We start from the raw sequence: 21,485 nt of genomic DNA on the forward strand, positions 1-21,485 counted from the left end.
TACGATTAAAACTACGATGGGTATCCGCGCCGAAGTGCAGATACCCACACAAAACCTTTATTTCCGCGGTCAACGAGCCAGGTGCCATGCCTGCATGAGCATTAGCCGGCTGCCACGGTGTATTTAACTGAATTACTCTGCCTTTTACGGCAGTATGTCTGAATCATCTATCAGCCTGGTCCGTTTGTGAGTCCCGGTGCCAGCTGGTAAACACCGTTGTTGGAGGAAGAGCCTCCTGGGGCGTTGCTGCCTCCCGGCGAGCTGCTGCCGCCTGGTGTATTGTTATTGCTGCCCGGGGCGCTGCTTAAATTGCCATTCCCCGTGGAAGATCCTCCGGGGCCTCCGGAAGTATTGGTGTTAGTATTGGTGTTAGTATTGGTGTTGGTACTGGAACCAGGCGCGTTCGTATTATTCGTTCCGCTGCCAGGCGCCGATACATTGCCTCCTGTGCTGGGCGCGTTGGAATTGCTGTTTTGGTAAGCGCCATTGGAAGCAAATGTATAGCTGACTCCATCAATTGTCAAAGTCGTATTAGCTGCCATCTTGCCGGTAGAAGGATCGAGGTAATAATAGACACCGGAAAGCTGAATCCAGCCTGTCATCATATGGCCTGCATCATTAAAATAGTACCAGGAGCCTTCAAGTTCCTTCCAGCCGTGAGCCATCTTACCGCTCGAAGTATCCATATAGTACTTATTCGTACCATCGCTGAGCCAGCCCGTCATCATCTTGCCGAGAACGTTCTTGCTGTCTGAGTTCAGATAGTAATACTCTCCGCCGATCTGCTGCCAGCCGGTCAGCATCTTGCCGTCACTTCCAAAATAGAACCAGTCGTTACCGATCTGTCCCCATCCCAGCGTGCACTTGCCGTTTTCCTTAAAATAGAACCAGCCGCCATCCATCTCGCGCCATCCGGTAGACATGGTGCCGTCGCCCTTCATATAGTAATAATCATCACCGATTCTCAGCCAGCCCTTCACGAGAACACCGGTGTCATCCATCAGGTAATAATACTTCCCGCCGTCTTCCACCCATTTCGTTGCCATGGCTCCGTTGGAACGGAAATAATACCAGTTATTATTAATCTGTTTCCAGCCTGTCACCATGTAACCGGTCGAAAGATCCATATAATAATAAGTACCATCAGTACTTTTTGCCCATCCTTTATGTACAGACCCGTCCGCGTCCATATATTTCCACTGTGAGCCTTCCTGCTGCCATCCTGCCGCGGCCCACGCGGTGCCAGCCGGTATTAAAGTCGCGCTTCCCACGAGTCCGGCCAGGAGTAACGCAGTCATTGTTTTCCCACATCTCATCCTAATCTCCTCCTATTCTTACAAGATACGACATCACATATAAATTCATTATATCACAGGAGGCCTTATAATGCATAAAAAAATTATTACGATTTGCGGACAAATTTCCAAAACTCATCCAATATCCCTGCATTTTTTATAAAAATGCTTTGCATACCGGTACATTATAATCGTATATTCACCGAATTCTTCCCCCAAAGATGCCTTATACACAGCCCAGAGACTCCACAAAAATCCGCCAAGCGCCATATGTGCGTAGACAGAGTATCGCTCATCCAGTGACGGTTCCCGCTCCAGATATACCCGGATCAGGCGTTCTGTCTCCTCATCCGTATAATAGGAATAGATCGCGCACATGGCCACATCCACCAGCGGGTCGCACATACCGGCGTATTCCCAGTCGATCAGACGGACCCCACCGTCCTCCAGCATCAGGAAATTATCGCCGTTGTCATCGAGATGAGAGAGAACCTTCCGGCGTCCCATGGAATCCAGGCGGTCCATTAATTCTGTCATCCAGCCATGTACCTTCCCATAATCCTCAAATGGGATGTCCCTATGCCTTCTGCAAAGGTCTTCATAAAAATCAATCCTCTCTCTCATATCAAAAGAGTGTTCAACCGTAAGACCGGAATTATGAAGGCGGCGTACAATTGCCATACATTTTTCCATCTGCTCCCAATTGCGGGGATCCGCATTATTTGCGCCATCGTAATACTCCGCGATCTTATATCCGGTATTCCCGTCAAAATAAATGATCTTCTCCGTAATACCGAGTCCGGCTACCACATCATATACTGCCTTTTCCTGTCTCCGGTTAATAAGAAGCTCGGTTCCCGGCCCAGGAATTCTGCAGATATAGTGGCGGTCCTTTACTTTAAATAGAAACGATTTATTTGTCATACCCGATTTTAAGCATCTGATTTCCGTTATTTCCGACTCAGGCACTTTAAAAACCCGGGCGACCAGCTCCATGGCTTCATTGTCAGAGTGACGCTGATATTTGATATCAAATCTCCGAAGCTCCTCCAGATTTTCAAATTCGTACACCTCATCCTCTGGTCTCCGGTTTATGTACATATCAATGTCGCCGTGAGCCTCCTTAAGATTTGGAAGACGCTTTGCCGCCTCGCCCGAGAGCATATCCATATAGACATTTTCCCAGTAAAACTGTTCTGTCCCTGGAAGTTCATAGTAGGCCTCAAGAACCGGAAGGAACTTCTCAGAAAATTCCTTTGAGAAATAAGAAGGTCCATACATAACCCATTGATCGATGCCGCCAACCGATACGCTCCCGATTCTGCCTTTTTTATTGTAATCGAGGCACCACTCCGAAGTTTCCCCTTCCATAAAAGCAGAAGAGTACCAGGCGCCGCCCTCATAGGCGTGGTACATGTTATGCCGCATCCAGTTGTCAGAAGAGAGCACATACATATTTCTTCCCCGCAGGACCTCCCTGGCGCGGTAAATGGTAGTCAGTGTATTTTTAGAAGAATATTCAGGATTATATAGAAGCTTCACATCATATTTATCAATCAGGTATTCAAATTTCTCTTTCAAATATCCCACGACAATTGTAATATTCTGTACGCCGACCTCATGGAGCTGGCGAATCTGCCGCTCGATCATTCGCTCTCCAAAGACTTCCAGCAGGCCTTTCGGCATTTCGAAGGTCAGAGGGACAAAGCGGGATCCAAAACCGGCGGCGATAATCAGGGCCCCGTCAACCTTATACTGTTTCAGAAGCTCCAGTCCGGCCGGGAGCAGCTCATACGCACCGCCCGCACCGGCCAGGGCAATGAGCTGTTCCGAAATACATTCCTTCACAAGATTATTGGCCGTTCCGAGAGAGACATCCAGTGCCTGAGCTAATTCCCTCTGTGTGATTGCCGGGTTCTCAAGAATAGAACGGCAGATGATTACATTACGATTCATGATAGATACCTCCGTGGTTAATGATCATATTTTAGGAAAATGCATATTGTAAAAAGAAGATGTTTGATGTTCAAAAATATAGATATATTAGTATATGTGAACATTATAGCATAATTGTGTGGAAATGCAAGGTTGGAGTTGGTGGGGAAGTGGGGAGGGAAGGGAAGAGGAGACGGAAGAGAGGATTTCGAAGTGGCGCACGACTTAGAAAGGTGTGCCGTTAAATGGAGTGGGATTTTGAAAAGTATTATATATAGGTAAGTTTAGTATTATTATCAAGCAGATGCGTAGGCAGGAAGCTTGTAGTTGGTGGAGATTTAAAGTTAGGTGAATCTATTTGTTAAGTAGTATGGCATTTATAATCTGATGAAATAATTTGTGAGGGATAGATATAAAATAGGAGAGTGGGGGGAAGATGAAAGTAAATATGGGGAAGAAAGAGCGGTTTACGAAAAAAAACAATGATGTAGAAAAAGCAGTAAAGGTGGTAAAAGCAGTAAAAGCATAAAAGCATAAAAGCATAAAAGCCTAAAAAGCAAAAGCCTAAAAGTATATCTAATCAGATATTCGCAGCCTCTATTATTAAGCCCCTATCACTAATAGCATTATTGCATTATTAATAATTGAAGCATACCATGAAAGTCCGTTATCATAATAATGCAGATATGTATATTGGCAATATAATAAGAGATCATGCTATTAAGATTTCAACAGTATGTCCTATTATGTGAAGCAGTTAAATACATGAAGTAATTTAAGAGAACTAGGTGGATATATTTAAATATGGCTGGATTGTACTAATGGGAGTACAATATGCCGCAGAGGCCCGTTTTTCGTAAAGATTACGTAAGAAAATGCACAGAGAAAAGTTATAGCATTTTTGAAAAAATTATATTATACTGTCAGTGTGATGGAGGAAATGATATTTTCCTGGTGGAATTGTGAATATTTATTACTTTTTGAAAAATATGCAAAAAAAGTGAAAAAAAGTATTGATAATTTCCCTTATAGGAAGTATAATTACCTCGTAATGCAATTAGGAATTTCAAAAAGTATTTCAAAAAGAAAAAGGAGAGTGCATTAATTATGAGAAAGCAGACAAAATTAGTTGCAGTATTATCTGCAGCAGCTCTGTTAGCTGTCGGCGCTTCCATGACCTCTTTTGCAGCAACTGGCTGGCAGGAAGAGAATGGCGAGTGGGTTTATTATAACAAAGACGGCGATCAGGTAACAGATACTTGGGCAAAATCAGGAGACGCTTGGTTCTATTTAAACGGTGATGGAGTTATGGCAACCGACGAGCTGATCGATGATGGTACAAACTACTACTATGTAAATTCCAACGGTGCTATGGTAGCTAATGGCTGGGTAGCAGTTGAGAACGAGAATGCAGGCGACACAGACGAGCCAGATGCATACTGGTATTATTTCCAGGCAAACGGCAAGGCTTATAAGTCAACTGGTTCCGCTTCCTTTAAGACAATTAACGGCAAGCAGTATGCATTTGACAGCGAAGGCAAAATGCTTTATGGCTGGGTAAATAAAGAAGATGCTACCAGAATCACAGGTGATGACGCTTGGCAGTCAGGCGATTACTACTGTGGCGACGAGAACGATGGTGCTCGTGCTTCAGGCTGGATGAAGCTTTCTGTTATTAAAGATGATGAAGATAAGAACTACTGGTTCTACTTCAACCCATCAAATGGCAAGAAGTATGCAGCTGATGATGCTACAAAGTATGCAATCAAGACAATCAACAGCAAGAAATATGCATTTAACGAGAATGGTGTAATGCAGGATGGCTGGACTGATAGCGTTTCTACACCTGATACAGCTACTATTTCCGGATATCAGTATTTCAACGGCGGAGACGAAGGCTGGAGATTACAGAAGGGCTGGGTTAAAGTAGTTCCGGAAGAGAACGTTAACAAGAGCGCTTATGATGATGATTCCACAAAGTGGTATTATGCTGATGGTAGCGGCAATGTATACTATTCAGTTTTAAAAACAATTAACAACAAGAAATATGCTTTCAACGAAAAAGGTGAAATGATGAGCGGCCTTTGGGCATTAAATATTCAGTCAGACGGAAAGATTCTTCCTGGTATGATTGAGATTGATGATGCTGGTAAGTTTGATACAGCATATGCAGCATATAAGAAAGATAAGAATATTGCAGTATATTACTTCGGCAGTGGTGATGATGGTTCCGCTAAGACGGGAAATCAGACTATTGATGTTGATGGTGATAACTATTCTTATACCTTTGGAACAACTGGTGTTAACAAGTACAAAGGAACAACAGAAACAAAGAAGACTCTTTTAGTATTAGGCCGTAAGATCAAAGCTGATAAGGATTACAGATATCAGTCCTTTGGCGAGGATGGCAAATTAGTTGATGGTAAAGTAGACGGTTACTTAGTTAACACTTCTGGTTCTATCATGAAAAAGAAAACTAATTTAAAAGATGCTGATGGTATGTACTATTGTACAGATGCTGATGGTAAAGTAACATACTTCGGCGGGGAAGCAAAAAAGTAAATTCGTAAATTTCGATAAGAAATTCTAATTGCTATTGGAGGATATTCGACAAATCTTAAATGGTTTGTTGAATATCCTCTTTATTATACAATCGTTATGCTTTACCTTTTATACTAATCTGGTACCAAAAAGAGTGTCAAAGTGTACAATAGTACACTTCAACACTCCAGGTTAAATCTATGGCAATTAGAATTTCTTGTTGCAAATTAGAATTAGCTTTCTACAAAAACAGCCTCGATCTCTTTACCACTACCAATCTTGAAGCAGCGATCATCACCGTCTTTTGCTTTATTCTTATTCTTCTGAACACTACCAGAAGTATTTACAAGTCTGTACTGTGTAGTTGCAGTATCTGCTGCGGACTCCTTCACATTGTAGTACTCATCGTAATCATCATCTTTTCCTGTCGGAATTGAAGAAGTTGCATCAACATCATCAAGGAACTCTTCTGTGCTTAAGCATTCCAGTGCAGTAATTGTGCCACTCGCATCCTTCGTGATTTTAATAACGGAATACTTATCATCCTTAGATGCCTTTAATAACATACCGCCTAAATAATACTTATCATCATCGATGCCCAGTTTACCAGCACCCTTGGAGCTGCCAGACTTGTTGAATAAGAAGGAATAATCCTCACCATCAATGGTTACGGTCTGCTTTCCAGTCTTCATAGCGCCGTCATCGCCGGAACCAAAGTAGTACAACTTATAATCTGCGCCGTATAAAGCTGAAACGTTATCTTTGAAGTTGTCTTCTGTGTCGAAATGCATGTTAGCAACACCATCATCGCCCTTGATTTCGTCAATCTCAGTTGTGCTGTTTCCAACAAACTTAATTGCCTTCAGGCCGCTCTTCATTACGCCATAGGAGTCAAATGCATATTTCTTTCCATTGATTGTCTTAATTTCGGAAGCAACTAATTTTCCATCTTTGTCAGAGTAATACCAGTTGTTCTCATCATCCTCATAGTCATCTGGGCTCAAGTAAGAATCCGGAACTACCTGGAACCAGCCTTTGGTAACTCTTGCACCATCTTCAGGATCTCCATAATATCTGTATCCGGTTGTATAGGAGGCAGAGCCTGCACTGGCTGTAGATGGCGTAGCATCCCAGTTAACCCATTCTGCATTCATACGGCCATATTCATCAAAGCTGTACTTTCTGCCGTTAATGGTCTTGCCCTTTTCGTCGGTCATTTTCTTACCATTAGTTTTGAAGTAGAAATAACGAGTCTGGTCTTCATCATCAAACAGGTTATTGCTGGAAAGTCCTGTATCTATGTCATCCCAGTTATTATCGGTAATTTCAAGATAAGCCCACTCGCCAACTTTCTGAGCACCATCATTTTCATCACCACAGTAATATGTGCCTTCACGCCAGTCATCGTCTCCAGTTATTCTCTGACCGTCTGTATCGATCCAGCCATAGAGCATTTGAGCCTCGTCATTAAAGATGTATTTCTTGCCATTGATAGTCTTAAATGAAGCACTGTTGCTGTTTGAGGAGCTCTTGAAAGCTTTTCCGTTGGCACCGAAATAATACCAGTAGTTTAACGGCTCATCTCCGTCATCCCCATCATAATCTTCATTTTCAATGGATACCCACTGATTGGTAACCATGGCGCCGTTAGCATCTACATAATAGTAATTACCGTCGTCATCTACCAGATAGTCTGTAGCCATTTCTCCGTCTTCATTAAGCCAAAACCAGTTATTGCCTGATTTTGCCCACTGTTCTGTTACTGCATCGCCATTCTTGTCATAATAAACCCATGTACCATTTTCTTCCTGCCAGCCAGTTGCTGCAAGAGATGTCATGGAAGCACCGATGGCAAGCAGTGCTGCTGCAGATAATACTGCAACTAATTTTGTCTGCTTTCTCATAAAAATGCACTCTCCTTTTTCTTTTTGAAATACTTTTTGAAATTCCTAATTGCATTACGAGGTAATTATACTTCCTATAAGGGAAATTAGGTGGAAGGAGCGTGTAATAAACAACTGATTTTATTTGATATATAAAAGTTTTGTATTTAAAGTACAGATTATATTTATTTACACAAAATCTATTATATGATTAATATTACTTTTATCGAATGTATATTAATTTCTTATCATGTATATTTATTAGCTTATAATAACACATTAATTCTAGTATTTTTGCAATATTTAGATATTACAAGCAAGCCTATTATGCTAATATTATAATAAGGCTTGCTCTTAAATACTTTAATCCATACTTTATTAGATTCATTACAGGCCTGTCGACACAGAACAAGTGCCTGCAGCTTATTCCAAATTATAAAGTTCTTCAAGGCTAAAGAGTTTCATATACGTCTGCGGTTGAGAAGCTAAATTTAATACACTATTGCTAAATCCCTTTTTCGAATATAAAATATACCCCTTATTTGAATATTTGGGAAAAAGTTCAGAGCGCTGGATCAATAATTCCGCCGTATCCAGATCAATAACCTCATTTCGATATTTACATTCGCCAAATACCGCCGTTTTATCAATATCATTTATGCCCAATATATCAATTTCTTCCTGCCGTTTCAACAACGGATTATTTCCCCACCATCTGCCCAACTTTAATATTTCATAAGGTAGTTTTTCCTGTGCATTAAGCTTAGCCAGATGTTGGAGGCACATTTTTTCAAATACTTTTCCCATATAATTTTGTAAATCGGGAACAATGATCTTTTCATAAGCCCTTTCTGGTCGCCCGGTATTAATTAGCAGCATACATTGTGGTACATAACGATACCAGAAACGAAACATTTGGTCCGCCAAAATATAGCCGGTTTTCTTCTTATTATCTTCTTCTGTAACAGCACTTTCTTTTTCAACCAATGCCAAAGAGATTAATGACTTAAGGCATGTGGAAACATTTGAATTTTCCATCTGTACTTTATTGGATATTTCATTTAATTTTGTTGCCCCTTTCGCAATTGCTTCTACAATTGCATTATAATTGGCAGGTTCTTTCAATTCCTGTTTCATTAAGTTTGCCGGTTCCTCGTAAAGATAGGCATTAGGATTCAAGTACATTTCCAAAATGTTTTCTTTAATTGAAATAGAGTCATCGACCATTTCCAGATATTGAGGAACTCCGCCTGTAATGCCATAGACCAAAGCCTTTTCTTCTGCTGAGTAACGGGGAACAAATAAAGAAGATTCATAGTAGTCTAAAGGATCCAGACGAAATTGAGCGGTTCTTCTTCCATATAGGGGACTTTGATATCCCAGGACCTGATTCTCCATAAAGCTCATAGACGATCCACATAAAATAAGCATAATATTACTATTTTTCCACTCCTGGTCAATCATAGCCTGAAGAATCGAAGAAATACTTTTATCTGCCTGAGCCAGATAGGGATATTCATCAATAATAAGTAATATTTTTGATTCTTTTGCTTTCTTTGTAATATACTGCAACGCCACTCTGAAATCCTTAAATGATGGCATCATTGCCGCCTCTTCTTCACCTAAAAAGGCCAGGTAGATAGAGGTGCTAAGAAGTTCTAAATTAATGGCTATACCGGCCTCTACCGCAGTCATATAGACGGCTGATTTATCTTTCATAAACTCCTGTATCAATCGGGTTTTACCTATTCTTCGACGTCCGTAGATAACTGCCATTTGAAACGTGGATTTATTATATAACTTATTTAATTCATCCAATTCGATTCTTCTTCCAATAAACATATAATTCTCTCCCTTTACTATTAGACAGTATACTATGAGCACATATAGTATATCATCTTATAGTAAAACTTTCAATACATAATTATTCCACCATTTCTTTTAAATACATGATGTTTGTTTTTTATAAAGCAAATTATTAATACAACCATTTTTATATTTATTCACGAAAAATAATTATATAATAATTTAATTTAAAAATATGTGTAAGACAAATTTTAATTAGTATTTAATTAAAATAAATAAAAAAGCTATAATATTGCTGTTTTGTCAAGACTTATTTCCTCCTAATTTCCCTTATAGGAAGTATAATTACCTCGTAATGCAATTAGGAATTTCAAAAAGTATTTCAAAAAGAAAAAGGAGAGTGCATTTTTATGAGAAAGCAGACAAAATTAGTTGCAGTATTATCTGCAGCAGCTCTGTTAGCTATCGGTGCCTCCATGACCTCCTTCGCAGCTCAGGGCTGGCAGGAAGAAAGTGGTACATGGGTATATTACGATAGCGATGGCTACAAAGTAAGCAACGAATGGAAGAAGTCAGGAAATAACTGGTTCTACCTTAATGACGACGGAGAGATGGCAACAGAAACTCTGGTTGAAGACGGCGATTATACCTATTATGTTGATGAAAATGGTGTTATGGCTGCTAACAGATGGGTACAGGTAGCTAATGATGACGATAACAGTGACGATGCACCAGCAAACTACTGGTATTATTTCCAGGCATCTGGAAAAGCATATAAAGCTGGCGACTCAACCTCCTTCAAGACTATCAACGGCAAGAAATATGCTTTTGATGATGAAGGAAAAATGTTATATGGCTGGGTTGATGGCACATCTAACAGAATAACTGATGATGAAGGCTGGAAAGAGTCCACTACGCTTTATTATTGTGGTACAGAAGATGATGGTGCACAGAGAGTTGGCTGGTCACAGATTCATGTAATTAATAAAGATGAAGATGATGAAGATCAGGACTACTGGTTCTACTTCAAAGCAAATGGTAAGAAGCTCTTTGCTGAAGATGGAGATTCCATTACCAACAAAACAATCAACGGAAGAAAATACGGCTTTAATAGCTGGGGCAAGATGGTATCTGGCTGGACAGAGGCTACTGCTGGAGAAATCCCAACTGCTTCTAATTACCAGAACTACAGCACTTCTGAAGATGGTTCCAGAAGAAAAGGCTGGTTTAAGGCAGTTCCAACAGATAAGATTAACAAAGAAGCAAATCAGGATGATGAAGAGAAGTGGTTCTATGCCAACAATGATGGCTATTTAGTAGTAAATCAGTTAAAGACCATCAATGGTAAGAAGTATGCATTCTACGACAAAGGTGAAATGTTAAGCGGATTATATGCTTTAGGCGTAGACGATGATAACTTGATTTGGGGTGCAGAAAAGATTGACAGTGAGTCTAAGGTTAAATCCTACTGGGCTCCGAAGGAAGAAGATGCTAAGGCTGGTATTCCGTTAAGCGACGAGAGAGCCACTTACGTAGATGAGAATAACATCAAATTAAATGTTGATGTATATTATTTCGGATCTTCTGACGATGGTTCTATGAAGACTGGAGTTCAGAATGTCGACGTAGATGGTGATACTTATGCTTACTTCTTTGGTAAGAGTGGCAATAACAAGGGTAAAGGATTTGGTTCTACAACTGTAGGTAATTATTCCGATACGGTACTTGGTGATGGTACAGTTGTGAAAACCTTTATCTACGATAAGAGCGCAATGTATGTTCAGGGTAGAAAGATCAAGGCTGATAGTGATCTTAAATACGAAGCATTTGACGCGGTTGGTGTTAAAGTATCAGCAAGAAGCGAAGGATACAAAGAAGAACCTTTATTCTTACTTAACTCTTCAGGTTCTCTGATGAAGAATAAGAAGAATGTTAAAGACGGTAATGACATGTATTACTGCACAGACGGCGCCGGAAGAGTTACCTACTATGGTTCTGAAAAATGTGACAGCAAAGATGGCGTTAAGCATGACAAGAACAACATTCACTAATATTTGATTAGAAATTCTAATTGCCAAAGCGGACGAAGATTATTCTTCGTCCGCTTTAAAAGGTTAAAGGAGATTATATGAAAAAAGTTTATTACAAATTAACTGCAATTTTTTTTGTTTTTTTGATTACAGCAGTTTTTAATATATTTCCAGCAAAAGCCGAGGCCTTAATAGGTTCAATCAAATATCCCGATGTACCAATAATGGCCAGTGACAGCAATGCATCACTGCAAAAAGATATTGATAAGTCTGAAAACACTCTTATTAATGTATCGCCTGCAAATATAGTCTTTGACATCCATCATGAGCTAAATAATACCTATAACTTACCTCAACCAATTAATGTGGTTATTGGATTGGACAATCTAACCGGCACTAAAACTAATATTCACTTTGAAATATCAGATAATATGACAGAAAAATTGTCAGTTACACCAGTTTATTTTGATACAATAGAGCCAGGAGAGCAAGTCAATATTCAGGTTGCATTTATTGATAAGAATTTGGATACATTGAATAAGCCGCCGCTTGATAGCGGATATATTAATATTTTATCAGAAAACGAGATATTGGGTCAGATTCATGTTACTTATTGTATTGATGGATTTTATGACGAACATTATACTAACAATATTGATCGTTATTCTGGGACAAAAATTCGAATAGGCGGCAGTTTTTATAAAAATATTGGAAATATAAATCTTAGAAGTTCAATTCCACCTATTATGACTATTTCATTTACCCCCTACATTTTAGATATAAATAACGTGCCTAATGATATGGGGGTAGAAGTTAACAATGATTCACTCGGGTGTATTTTATTAAATGAAAACGGAAATTTCGAATTTACAGATCATACGTTTGATCAGAGTATTATTGATGGAAATAAAAAGGTAACCTTTCAAATACAGATGAAACAATCCGTTTTTGATGATATAAAGGAAAAGGCTAAACAGAACCCCAATGCTTACAATGGTAACTATCTATTATCTGACTTGGTGTTTGAATTTAAGGATGGCTGCCAAATGGGAGGGAGAATCTCTCCACTTCCATTAGTATATAAAATAATATCAGGATCATACAACGATGGTGAGGGTAGCTCTGGTGGTGGTGGAAGTAGTTCTGGTGGTGGAAATTCGGGCGGAAGTAATAATAGCAACACAAGTAGTGGCCCCGGTATAGATAATACCTTTACTTCTAATGAGTATAATACCATTGAAAGCAATGATATTGGCTGGCGACAAAGCGATAATGGATTATGGCAGTATCTGGATCCAAATGGTCGATTCAAGACAGGCTGGTTATGGGATCCGGTAGGTATATGGTATTATATAGATAATACAGGCAATATGGTCACTGGTTGGGCTCAAATAAACGACATATGGTATTTATTGCGTCCTGATGGATCCATGGTAACAGGCTGGGCATTTATAACAGATAAGTGGTACTATTTTAATCGGGACGGTTCTATGAAGACTGGATGGTTCCAGGATACTGATAAAAAATGGTATTATTTACAAGACAACGGTTCTATGGCTGCAAAGGCGCTGACACCTGATGGGTTTTGTGTGGATGAAAATGGGGCTAGGGTAGACTGAAATAGTCCAGATATATTATTAAATGAGTAAGTGTTCTCTATAATATTAAAGAGGCTATCGCGGAATAATGCGATAGCCTCTTTTCGGCAATTAGAATTTCTAAATCTTACTAAAAGAGATATTATTTATGTTTTGGGTTATTACAGGTATAAACTGTACCATCATCTCTCTTAGTACCACATTTAGTCTCATCATAACCAGTTACATGTCCCTTAGAGTCTGTACAGTAATAATAATCATCTGTATCTTTCAGGTTCTTCTTATTCTTCATAATAGAACCAGAAGTATTTACTACATATGCACTGTCAACTCCTACAGCAGCCTTTGGATTATCTAAGAACTTACCTGTTGTAAGATCATAAACCTGATATCTCATATCAGAATCTGCCTTAATTCTGAGACCATTTACATAAAGAACATCATCAGCTTCATTTAAACCACGGCCCTTATTAGAACCGGTTTTGCCGAATGAAAATGCATAAGAATCTCCGTCAATGTCAACATTCTGGTTACCAATCTTCATAGCACCATCACTACCTGCGCCAAAGTAATAAACATATACGTCGGTGCCAATCGTGCAAGGCTTTCCGTTATAACCATCAAATGTTAAAGAGCCATCTTTTAAATCATCAACTAAATCAGCATCATCAATAGCCTTATTTCCAACAATGTCAGAACTGGAAGTCATAGCCAGTGCCTGAACGCCACTAAGCATTTCACCCTTATTGTTAAAAGCATACTTCTTGCTATTGATTGTTTTGATCTTAGATTTAACAATATCACCGTCATTCTCTGCATAGAACCACTTTGTGCTGTCATCATCATAAGCGCTCTTATTTACATCTTCTTCAGGAACTACATTAAACCAGCCTTTAGCTCTCCAGCCCTGTTCTGGTAAGTTGAAGTAATGATAGCTGCTAACAGATGCTGCATCATCAGATGCCTTCGGCATTGCCCACTCAGATACCATCTTACCATATTCATTAAAGCTATACTTTAAGCCGTTGATTGTTTTGCTCTTTAATTCACTGGCATCAGTAGCTTTTACTTTCTTTCCATTGCTGGCATCAAAGTAGAAGTAATAACTCTGATCAGGATCATCCTGGCTGTCATCTACGACATCAATCAGAGCCCAGCCGCTAGCCTGAGCACCATCATTCTCATCGCCACAGAAATAAAGTCCATTTGTCCAAGCATCATCACCTGTCTGACGTTCAGAAGACTCATTTACCCAACCATACAGCATTTTGCCTTCGCTGTCAAAAGCATATTTTTTACTATTTATGTTCTTGAAGGAAGTTTTTCCGCTAGTCGGAGCTTTGTATGCTTTACCGTTACTCTGGAAATAATACCAGAAGTAATCAGGATCATCATCGCCATAGCTATCTTCATTTTCAACCTGAATCCACTGATTAGTAACCATTGATCCATTTGCATCTACATAATACGTGTAGTCATCATCCTCGATGATTGTATCAGTGGCCATTTCTCCATCACTGTTTAAATAAAACCAGTTGTTACCTGATTTCTGCCACTGATCACTTACCTGATAACCATCCTTGTCATAATAAACCCATGTACCATTCTCTTCCTGCCAGCCCTGAGCTGCGAAGGAGGTCATGGAGGCACCGATAGCTAACAGAGCTGCTGCAGATAATACTGCAACTAATTTTGTCTGCTTTCTCATAATTAATGCACTCTCCTTTTTCTTTTTGAAATACTTTTTGAAATTCCTAATTGCATTACGAGGTAATTATACTTCCTATAAGGGAAATTATGGGCAGCATTGGAAGGTGCGGAAATGCGTTGAAAATCTGGGAATAAAAGTCGCAAAAATTCATAAAATCTTAAATAATATCCCAGCTTTTTCATGAGGGATGCGGTTGCGGTATCTGAGTTAAAATGTTATACTGTGTAATAAAAGTAAACCATAAATTGATGATTTATGGTAATATGCAGTATGGAGAGGGATAACTATGTCGTCAGTAAAAACTGATAAAAGAAAGAACAGCAAAAGCGATTCTGCACTTTTATCGCATACAATAGATACTTTTACATTTTTGATTTTATGTTTGTTTCCGCTTTTTGTAATGGATCGATATTATAATATATTACAGGCCAAATATTATTTTTATATTGGCTCGGTGGTCCTTTTAGTGGTGGCTGTTATTTTTGCCGGTTGTTTAGAACATAATAGGTTGGAACAGTATTTTACTTCTTTTAAGTGGAACGAGTTCATAAAGAAATTTTCTGTCACTGATGTCGCATTGCTGGTCTTTCTAATCATCGCGGGTATATCAACGATAAGTTCCGATTACGTATATGAATCTTTTTGGGGAAATGAAGGGCGATATTCAGGGCTCTTCTTACTCTGTTTGTATGGTGTGGCGTATTTTTGTGTTACCAGATTAGGGAAATTGAAAACATGGTATTTGGACGCATTCTTAATTGCAAATCTACTCGTCTGTATATTTGGGATTACTGATTACTTTAAGATGGACCTTTTACATTTTAAAGTGGGAATGCTGGAAGAACAGAAATTTATGTTTACCTCAACGATCGGTAACATTAATACGTACACAGCACTGGTAGGGATGGTGACAGCAGTATCGGCAGTACTGTTTGCTGCAGAAAACAAATGGAAAAAAAAGTGTTTTTATTTTGCAAGCCTAGTGATTAGTTTTTTTGCCTTAGTAATGGGAATCAGTGATAATGCCTATTTATCATTAGCAGCTTTATTTGGCCTCCTTCCACTTTATCTGTTTAAAGATAAGAAGGAAGTGAAATCATACTTAATGATGCTTGCTGCCTTTTTTTCGGTAATCCAATGTATTGATTGGATCAATGCTGGAATGGGTGACAGGGTACTTGGGATTGAAAGTGCCTTTAATATCATAGTTAAATATGATGGACTGTTATCGATTGTAATACTCCTTTGGGTTATTTGTATTATTGTTTATGGACTAGATTATGCAAATACAAAAAAGAAAAACCAGGATGCAGATATCCACATTCATGATTCTGAAGGAGATGAGAAGAAATGGACCGGGTGTGGGGTACTGCGGATAATTTGGCTGGCGATAGTGATAATCTGTATTTTAGGAGTTGGATATGCATTATTTGATGTTAACGTCCAGGGGAATACGGAACGATATGGAGCTCTTGGTGGATACCTGCTGTTTAATGATGACTGGGGGACTCACAGAGGCTACATATGGCGTAATGCTATGGAATGCTTCGAACAGTTTCCAATGATGAAAAAAGTATTTGGCTTTGGACCTGATACTTTTGGAATTGTTTTATTAGATAAGACGCAGGGGAATATATATGGTCAGATTTTTGATAATGCTCATAATGAGTATTTACATTATCTTATTACTGTAGGAATAACAGGATTAATTGCGTACCTTGTCTTTATAATCTCTTTCATAGTTCGAGTTATTCGTAAAGCTGGAAAAAATCAATATATCGCAGCGGCATTTTTTGCAGTGATATGTTACAGTACGCAGGCATTTGTCAATTTGAACTTACCGATTGCAACTCCGATTATGTGGATGTTTTTAATGCTGGGAGAGTTGGGGATAAGAGAACACTGCAGACAGGTTGGAAGTAAGGATAAAGGAAAATGAGAAATTACGAGCAATATAAGAGGCTGATAAAATTATTTTCATCTTCTGTGATCGTACTGCTGGAAGTTGGGGCCTATTGGATTGTATGGCACCGTTATTACAATAATCTTATAATAGCCCCATTTTTTAGACGGGGCAACTGGTTAATGGTAGCAGTATACGGAATTCTTTTACTATTTTTCCTAAAAACCTATGGAGGCTTGAAGATTGGCTTTTACAAGACAGGTAATGTGATATATTCACAAATACTGTCAATTATCTTTGTCAATATTATTACGTACCTCCAGATCGCATTACTTGCGTTAGGTTTTCCGCCGGTAGGAGTAATGTTTCTTATGACGTTGACTGACGTTATATTAATAGTTTTATGGGCACTGATTTTTCAATCTGTATATGAGAAGATGTTTCCTAAAAAGCGAATGCTGCTTGTATATGGAGATATTCCGGCGTTCCATTTACAGGAAAAGATTAATTCACGGGAAGATAAGTACCAGATATGTGGAGCAGTACATATCCGAATTGGTATAAAACGGATTATGGAAATGGCAGAAGATTATGATGCTGTAATTATCGGAGATGTTCCATCACATGAAAGAAACTGCTTAATGAAGGAATGCTTTGGGTCATCAATAAGGAGCTATACGGTTCCTAAAATCTCGGATATTCTTTTGAGTTCATCGGCTGAGTTAAATATTTTTGATTCGCCGTTATACCTTTCCAGGAACGAGGATTTAAAGGTTGAACAGAAGTTTTTTAAAAGGCTGATAGACATACTTTTTTCCTCTTTGGGGTTGATTGTTACCTTCCCATTCTGGGCAGTTATTTCCTTAATGATTAAGTGCTCAGACCGGGGGCCTGTGTTCTATAAGCAGTTGCGCTTGACTAAAGACGGAAAGGTCTTTGAGATCTATAAATTTCGAACAATGGTACAAAATGCAGAAGAAGATGGCGTCGCCAGATTGGCATCAGAATCTGACGACAGAATTCTTCCCGTGGGACGTTTCCTCAGAATGACCAGATTAGATGAACTTCCCCAGTTAATCAATATATTGAAGGGGGAAATGTCTGTAGTAGGGCCGCGTCCGGAACGTCCAGAACTTGCTGCTGAAATTGAAAAAGAAATTCCGGAATTTGCCTATCGCCTTAAGGTTAAAGCTGGCTTAACAGGATATGCGCAGGTATATGGAAAGTATAATACGACTGCGTATGATAAGTTGAAGCTCGATCTTACTTATATAAGGAAGTATTCGGTTTTTCTGGATTTGAAATTGATTCTTATGACTCCTAAAATTATGCTTTTGAAAGAAAGTACAGAGGGAGTAAAGGAAAGTCCGGCTGAACAATCTGCCAGAGAGGAAGCGGCAGCGTCAAGCATAAAGGATTGATTTAGGATCATATGGTTGTTAATGGAAAAAATGTAAGAAGTAAATTGACACATTTTGTTTGAAAAGTTGATTAATAAGAGATTAGGTGGTATACTATCCGAAGGTTTAGGTCGCATAAGCGCGATTATGGGAAGTACCACAGAAAGGGCTTAAATGGCTGATATCACGCGAGAAGGTACACAGACAGACTGTATTCGGGTTCTGCACTTTGTTTCCACTCTGAGCCGTGGAAGCGGCGTTATGAGCGTCATAATGAATTACTACAGGCATATAGACCGGGATAAAGTCCAGTTTGATTTTTTGCACTTTATTGCCTGTGAGTATTCTTATATGGAAGAAATCCGGGAATTAGGCGGAAAAATCTACTGCATTGACAAGCCAGGAAGTTCTTTTCAGTCTATAAAGCAGCTGAATTCATTTTTTCGGTTACATGCCGGAGAATATACCTGGCTGCATAACCATGAAGTGTATTTGACATTTTTGCTAAGGCCTATAGCTAAAAGATATGGATTGGAAAAGTTTATTGTTCACTGTCATGCTACGAAGTACTCAGATAAGACGCTTAATGCAGTGAGAAATCGGATATTGTGTCTGCCGATTCGTTTTATGAAAGTAGAGCGATTTGCATGTTCAGAAGCGGCAGGAAAGTTTTTGTATGGCGAGAAAATGCTGAAGGCCGGGAAGATTTTTATCATGCACAATGCGATAGATTGTGAGAAGTTCCGTTTCCGGCCTGAGGTGAGGGAACGGCTCAGGAAAGAGATGGGGCTGGATGGAAAGTTTGTGATTGGACATGTGGGGAGATTTGAGAGGCAGAAGAATCATGAGTTTTTGATTGAGGTGTTTGCTGAGGTGAAGAAGCGGAGGCCGGAAAGCATATTACTATTGGTGGGACAGGGATCGCTGGAATCCAAGATAAAATATTTGGTTGTTGAAAAAAATGTTGAAAAAAATGTTGTTTATTTAGGACAAAGGGATGATGTCGGAGATTTATTGCAAATAATAGATCTATTTCTACTTCCATCAAGATTTGAAGGACTTGGAATTGTACTTTTTGAAGCACAGACAGCTGGAATTCAGTGTATGGTCTCTAATTACGTTCCGAAGGAGTCTTCGTTAGGAAATGTAATGTATCTGCCATTAAAAAATTCAAAGTTTTCCTGGGTTAATGGTGCTTTAAAAAAAATTAAAACTTTTGATAATGATCTTTTATCGCGTAGTATAGTTTCTGATAACGCAATTCAAAAAATGAATAAAAAAGGCATAACGCTTCAGCAACAGGCGAAAAAACTGCAGCGTTTGTATCTGGTTAATTAAAAATGAAGGTCCAAGTATTAATGTCCACTTATAATGGCGAAAAATATATTAAAACTCAATTAGACAGTATTTTAGCTCAGGATTACGAAGAGATAGACCTCCTCATCCGTGATGACGGTTCTACCGATTCGACGCGTGAGATTCTGAGTGCATATGCAAAAAAGTATTCTAGCATTACCTGGTACTCTGGGAAAAATATAGGGGTACAGAAAAGCTTTTTTGATTTAATTTTGAAAGCAAATTTAGAAAGAGACTATTACGCCTTTGCTGATCAGGATGATAAATGGTTGCCTGGGAAAATTAGCAGGGCTGTTTCTATATTAAAAGACTATTCAAAAAGTATGCCTGTATTATATTGCAGTGACAAGGTAATTGTAGATGAAGAATTACAGCCAATAAAAGTTACAGTTAGTCGAGTAATGAAAAAAACAAGTTTTGGAAATGCGTTAGTACAGGACATGTGTACTGGTTGTACTGCTGTAATGAATAAGAAATTATTAGATATTATGCGTGTAAGAATACCAGAGTTTACAATTATGCATGATTGGTGGTTTTATCTAACAGCTACATGTTTTGGCGAGGTGTATTATGATAAAGAAAGCTATATACTTTACCGTCAACATGGAAGCAATACTTCTGGTGCAATGATAAACAAAAACAATTTATTCCGTTATAGACTTCAGCAGTTATTTAAGCCTAGAGGTGAAATTTACTATCAAGCGTCTAATTTTTTAACAGTGTTTGGAAATAATGATTTGTCTTCCAATAACCAAGATATCGATCTTCCTAAGATATCGATAGAAAACATGAAGCTTATTAAGGATTTACTTAAATCGCGTCAAAAATTCTTATACCGCATAAAGCTTACACTAACCTCAAAGTTATACCGTCAGAAAGTGCTAGATAATATTATACTAAAGTTTATTATTTTAATTGGCAAATTATAAGAGAGAGTTTAAATGAAGATACTTTATTTTTCCCCGTTGGCATTTCATGATTTAAAGCAACGCCCCCAAGAAATTGCAGAGGCATTATCAAAACGACATGATGTATGGTATATAGAGCCAACCATTAGTTATATTGGCACTCTTAAAAATAAAGCACTTAGTTGTTATACGGACAGCTATGATATATCTCCTACACTGCATATACTGAAACTGGATGGGCGATTTTCGCTTCCACTTCGTATGCAGTTTATGGATCCACTACGTATAAATACAATATTCGAAAGAAGACAACTTTCTAATCTTCTGAAAACATGTGATATGATCTGGATTGGTTATGAGGTATGGCAAAGACTATTACCTTTAGATGTGTCTAAGATGCTTGTATATGACAAGATGGATGATAATGTTAAATTATCTTCTGATAGTATCATAAGGAAATATCTTACTAATTGTGAAAAACAATTACTAAAAAAATGTAATCTAATTTTTGTAACAGCCCGGCAATTTCTTGATCGAATGCAGGCATATTCTAATGTGTACCTTGTACCAAATGGTTTTCAATATCTGCAGCCAATGCATGCACAACAAGTATACCGTACCAGTAGAAAAGTATTTGGTTATATAGGAAAAATTAGTCATTGGTTTGATACTGAGGCTGTAAAAAGATTGGCTGTTGCGAACCCCGATTGCGACATAATTCTGGTTGGACCATGTGATATTTCCAAATGCAAGATGCCAAATATAAAATATGCAGGTACAGTGCCTAAGGAAGAGGTGCCTGACTGGATTTGTTCTTTTGATGTCTGTCTCTATCCTTTTAAACAAACAGAACTGTTAGATACAATTAATCCTGTGAAAATATATGAGTACCTTGCCTATAATAAACCGGTACTTGCTGTAAATAGCAACGAGATACAAGAATTTAAAAAACTAATATACATATACGATACTTATGATGAAATGGTCTCAATGTCTCATAAAAAACTGAACGTTCCATTTAAGTCTGAAGTAGAATATAAAAATTTTCTGGAACAGAACAGCTGGATCACCAGAGTAGAACAAATAGAACAAATAATAAACGAAGTTAAGGAGTCTTAA

13 protein-coding genes are annotated in these 21,485 nt (G+C 38.5%); 8 read left to right on the forward strand and 5 right to left on the reverse strand.

The window, feature by feature from the left end:
- Positions 1–170 precede the first annotated feature (170 nt).
- Positions 171–1,316 carry an N-acetylmuramoyl-L-alanine amidase family protein gene (locus H8S75_RS18940; RefSeq protein WP_187022972.1) on the reverse strand — a complete coding sequence of 382 codons (1,146 nt, stop codon included), beginning with the start codon at positions 1,314–1,316 and terminating at the stop codon, positions 171–173.
- 114 nt (positions 1,317–1,430) lie between these two features.
- Positions 1,431–3,251 (reverse strand): phosphotransferase, encoded by a 1,821-nt coding sequence (locus H8S75_RS18945; protein ID WP_187022973.1) that lies wholly within the window; start codon positions 3,249–3,251, stop codon positions 1,431–1,433.
- Between the two features lie 1,086 nt (positions 3,252–4,337).
- On the opposite strand from H8S75_RS18945, the gene H8S75_RS18950 reads away from it, so the two are divergent.
- Positions 4,338–5,792: a PspC-like choline-binding domain-containing protein gene (locus tag H8S75_RS18950; RefSeq protein ID WP_187022974.1), complete on the forward strand. Its 1,455-nt coding sequence runs from the start codon at positions 4,338–4,340 to the stop codon at positions 5,790–5,792.
- A 212-nt stretch (positions 5,793–6,004) separates the two neighbouring features.
- Here H8S75_RS18950 and H8S75_RS18955 read toward each other — a convergent pair whose 3' ends face one another.
- Both H8S75_RS18955 and H8S75_RS18960 read right to left on the reverse strand, forming a co-directional pair.
- Positions 6,005–7,675: a cell wall-binding protein gene (locus H8S75_RS18955; protein ID WP_187022975.1), complete on the reverse strand. Its 1,671-nt coding sequence runs from the start codon at positions 7,673–7,675 to the stop codon at positions 6,005–6,007.
- 402 nt (positions 7,676–8,077) lie between these two features.
- A complete protein-coding gene (locus H8S75_RS18960; protein WP_187022976.1) occupies positions 8,078–9,496 on the reverse strand; it encodes an ATP-binding protein in 1,419 nt (472 codons plus the stop codon).
- A 374-nt stretch (positions 9,497–9,870) separates the two neighbouring features.
- Here H8S75_RS18960 and H8S75_RS18965 point away from each other — a divergent pair, with 374 nt between their 5' ends.
- Both H8S75_RS18965 and H8S75_RS18970 read left to right on the forward strand, forming a co-directional pair.
- Entirely contained in the window at positions 9,871–11,511 is a 1,641-nt protein-coding gene (locus H8S75_RS18965) for a PspC-like choline-binding domain-containing protein (RefSeq protein ID WP_187022977.1), read from the forward strand.
- A gap of 77 nt (positions 11,512–11,588) precedes the next feature.
- Complete coding sequence (locus tag H8S75_RS18970) at positions 11,589–13,109, forward strand: N-acetylmuramoyl-L-alanine amidase family protein (protein ID WP_187022978.1); 1,521 nt, start codon at positions 11,589–11,591, stop codon at positions 13,107–13,109.
- Between the two features lie 121 nt (positions 13,110–13,230).
- Here the strand turns inward: H8S75_RS18970 and H8S75_RS18975 are convergent, their stop codons facing one another.
- Positions 13,231–14,796: a hypothetical protein gene (locus H8S75_RS18975; RefSeq protein ID WP_187022979.1), complete on the reverse strand. Its 1,566-nt coding sequence runs from the start codon at positions 14,794–14,796 to the stop codon at positions 13,231–13,233.
- Positions 14,797–15,085: 289 nt separating this feature from the next.
- On the opposite strand from H8S75_RS18975, the gene H8S75_RS18980 reads away from it, so the two are divergent.
- The 5 genes from H8S75_RS18980 to H8S75_RS19000 all read left to right on the forward strand — a co-directional run bounded on the left by H8S75_RS18980 (position 15,086) and on the right by H8S75_RS19000 (position 21,485).
- Entirely contained in the window at positions 15,086–16,738 is a 1,653-nt protein-coding gene (locus tag H8S75_RS18980; protein ID WP_187022980.1) for an O-antigen ligase family protein, read from the forward strand.
- Positions 16,735–18,123, forward strand: coding sequence for a sugar transferase (locus tag H8S75_RS18985; RefSeq protein WP_187022981.1), 1,389 nt, complete (start codon positions 16,735–16,737; stop codon positions 18,121–18,123). The genes H8S75_RS18980 and H8S75_RS18985 overlap by 4 nt, the downstream gene beginning before the upstream one ends.
- Positions 18,124–18,276: 153 nt before the next feature.
- Entirely contained in the window at positions 18,277–19,440 is a 1,164-nt protein-coding gene (locus H8S75_RS18990; RefSeq protein WP_187022982.1) for a glycosyltransferase, read from the forward strand.
- Between the two features lie 20 nt (positions 19,441–19,460).
- Entirely contained in the window at positions 19,461–20,387 is a 927-nt protein-coding gene (locus H8S75_RS18995) for a glycosyltransferase family 2 protein (RefSeq protein WP_187022983.1), read from the forward strand.
- A 12-nt stretch (positions 20,388–20,399) separates the two neighbouring features.
- Complete coding sequence (locus H8S75_RS19000; RefSeq protein WP_187022984.1) at positions 20,400–21,485, forward strand: glycosyltransferase; 1,086 nt, start codon at positions 20,400–20,402, stop codon at positions 21,483–21,485.

This window comes from Hungatella hominis, assembly GCF_014288005.1.
GTDB classification, from domain to species: Bacteria; Bacillota; Clostridia; order Lachnospirales; family Lachnospiraceae; genus Hungatella; species Hungatella effluvii.

Bases quoted from the DNA above. Each gene is read 5' to 3' on its own strand.
- H8S75_RS18955 (WP_187022975.1), bottom strand. From the start codon at position 7,675: ATGAGAAAGCAGACAAAATTAGTTGCAGTATTATCTGCAGCAGCACTG.
- H8S75_RS18960 (WP_187022976.1), bottom strand. From the start codon at position 9,496: ATGTTTATTGGAAGAAGAATCGAATTGGATGAATTAAATAAGTTATAT.
- H8S75_RS18940 (WP_187022972.1), bottom strand. From the start codon at position 1,316: ATGAGATGTGGGAAAACAATGACTGCGTTACTCCTGGCCGGACTCGTG.
- H8S75_RS18985 (WP_187022981.1), top strand. From the start codon at position 16,735: ATGAGAAATTACGAGCAATATAAGAGGCTGATAAAATTATTTTCATCT.
- H8S75_RS19000 (WP_187022984.1), top strand. From the start codon at position 20,400: ATGAAGATACTTTATTTTTCCCCGTTGGCATTTCATGATTTAAAGCAA.
- H8S75_RS18975 (WP_187022979.1), bottom strand. From the start codon at position 14,796: ATGAGAAAGCAGACAAAATTAGTTGCAGTATTATCTGCAGCAGCTCTG.
- H8S75_RS18970 (WP_187022978.1), top strand. From the start codon at position 11,589: ATGAAAAAAGTTTATTACAAATTAACTGCAATTTTTTTTGTTTTTTTG.
- H8S75_RS18945 (WP_187022973.1), bottom strand. From the start codon at position 3,251: ATGAATCGTAATGTAATCATCTGCCGTTCTATTCTTGAGAACCCGGCA.
- H8S75_RS18965 (WP_187022977.1), top strand. From the start codon at position 9,871: ATGAGAAAGCAGACAAAATTAGTTGCAGTATTATCTGCAGCAGCTCTG.
- H8S75_RS18995 (WP_187022983.1), top strand. From the start codon at position 19,461: ATGTCCACTTATAATGGCGAAAAATATATTAAAACTCAATTAGACAGT.
- H8S75_RS18980 (WP_187022980.1), top strand. From the start codon at position 15,086: ATGTCGTCAGTAAAAACTGATAAAAGAAAGAACAGCAAAAGCGATTCT.
- H8S75_RS18990 (WP_187022982.1), top strand. From the start codon at position 18,277: ATGGCTGATATCACGCGAGAAGGTACACAGACAGACTGTATTCGGGTT.
- H8S75_RS18950 (WP_187022974.1), top strand. From the start codon at position 4,338: ATGAGAAAGCAGACAAAATTAGTTGCAGTATTATCTGCAGCAGCTCTG.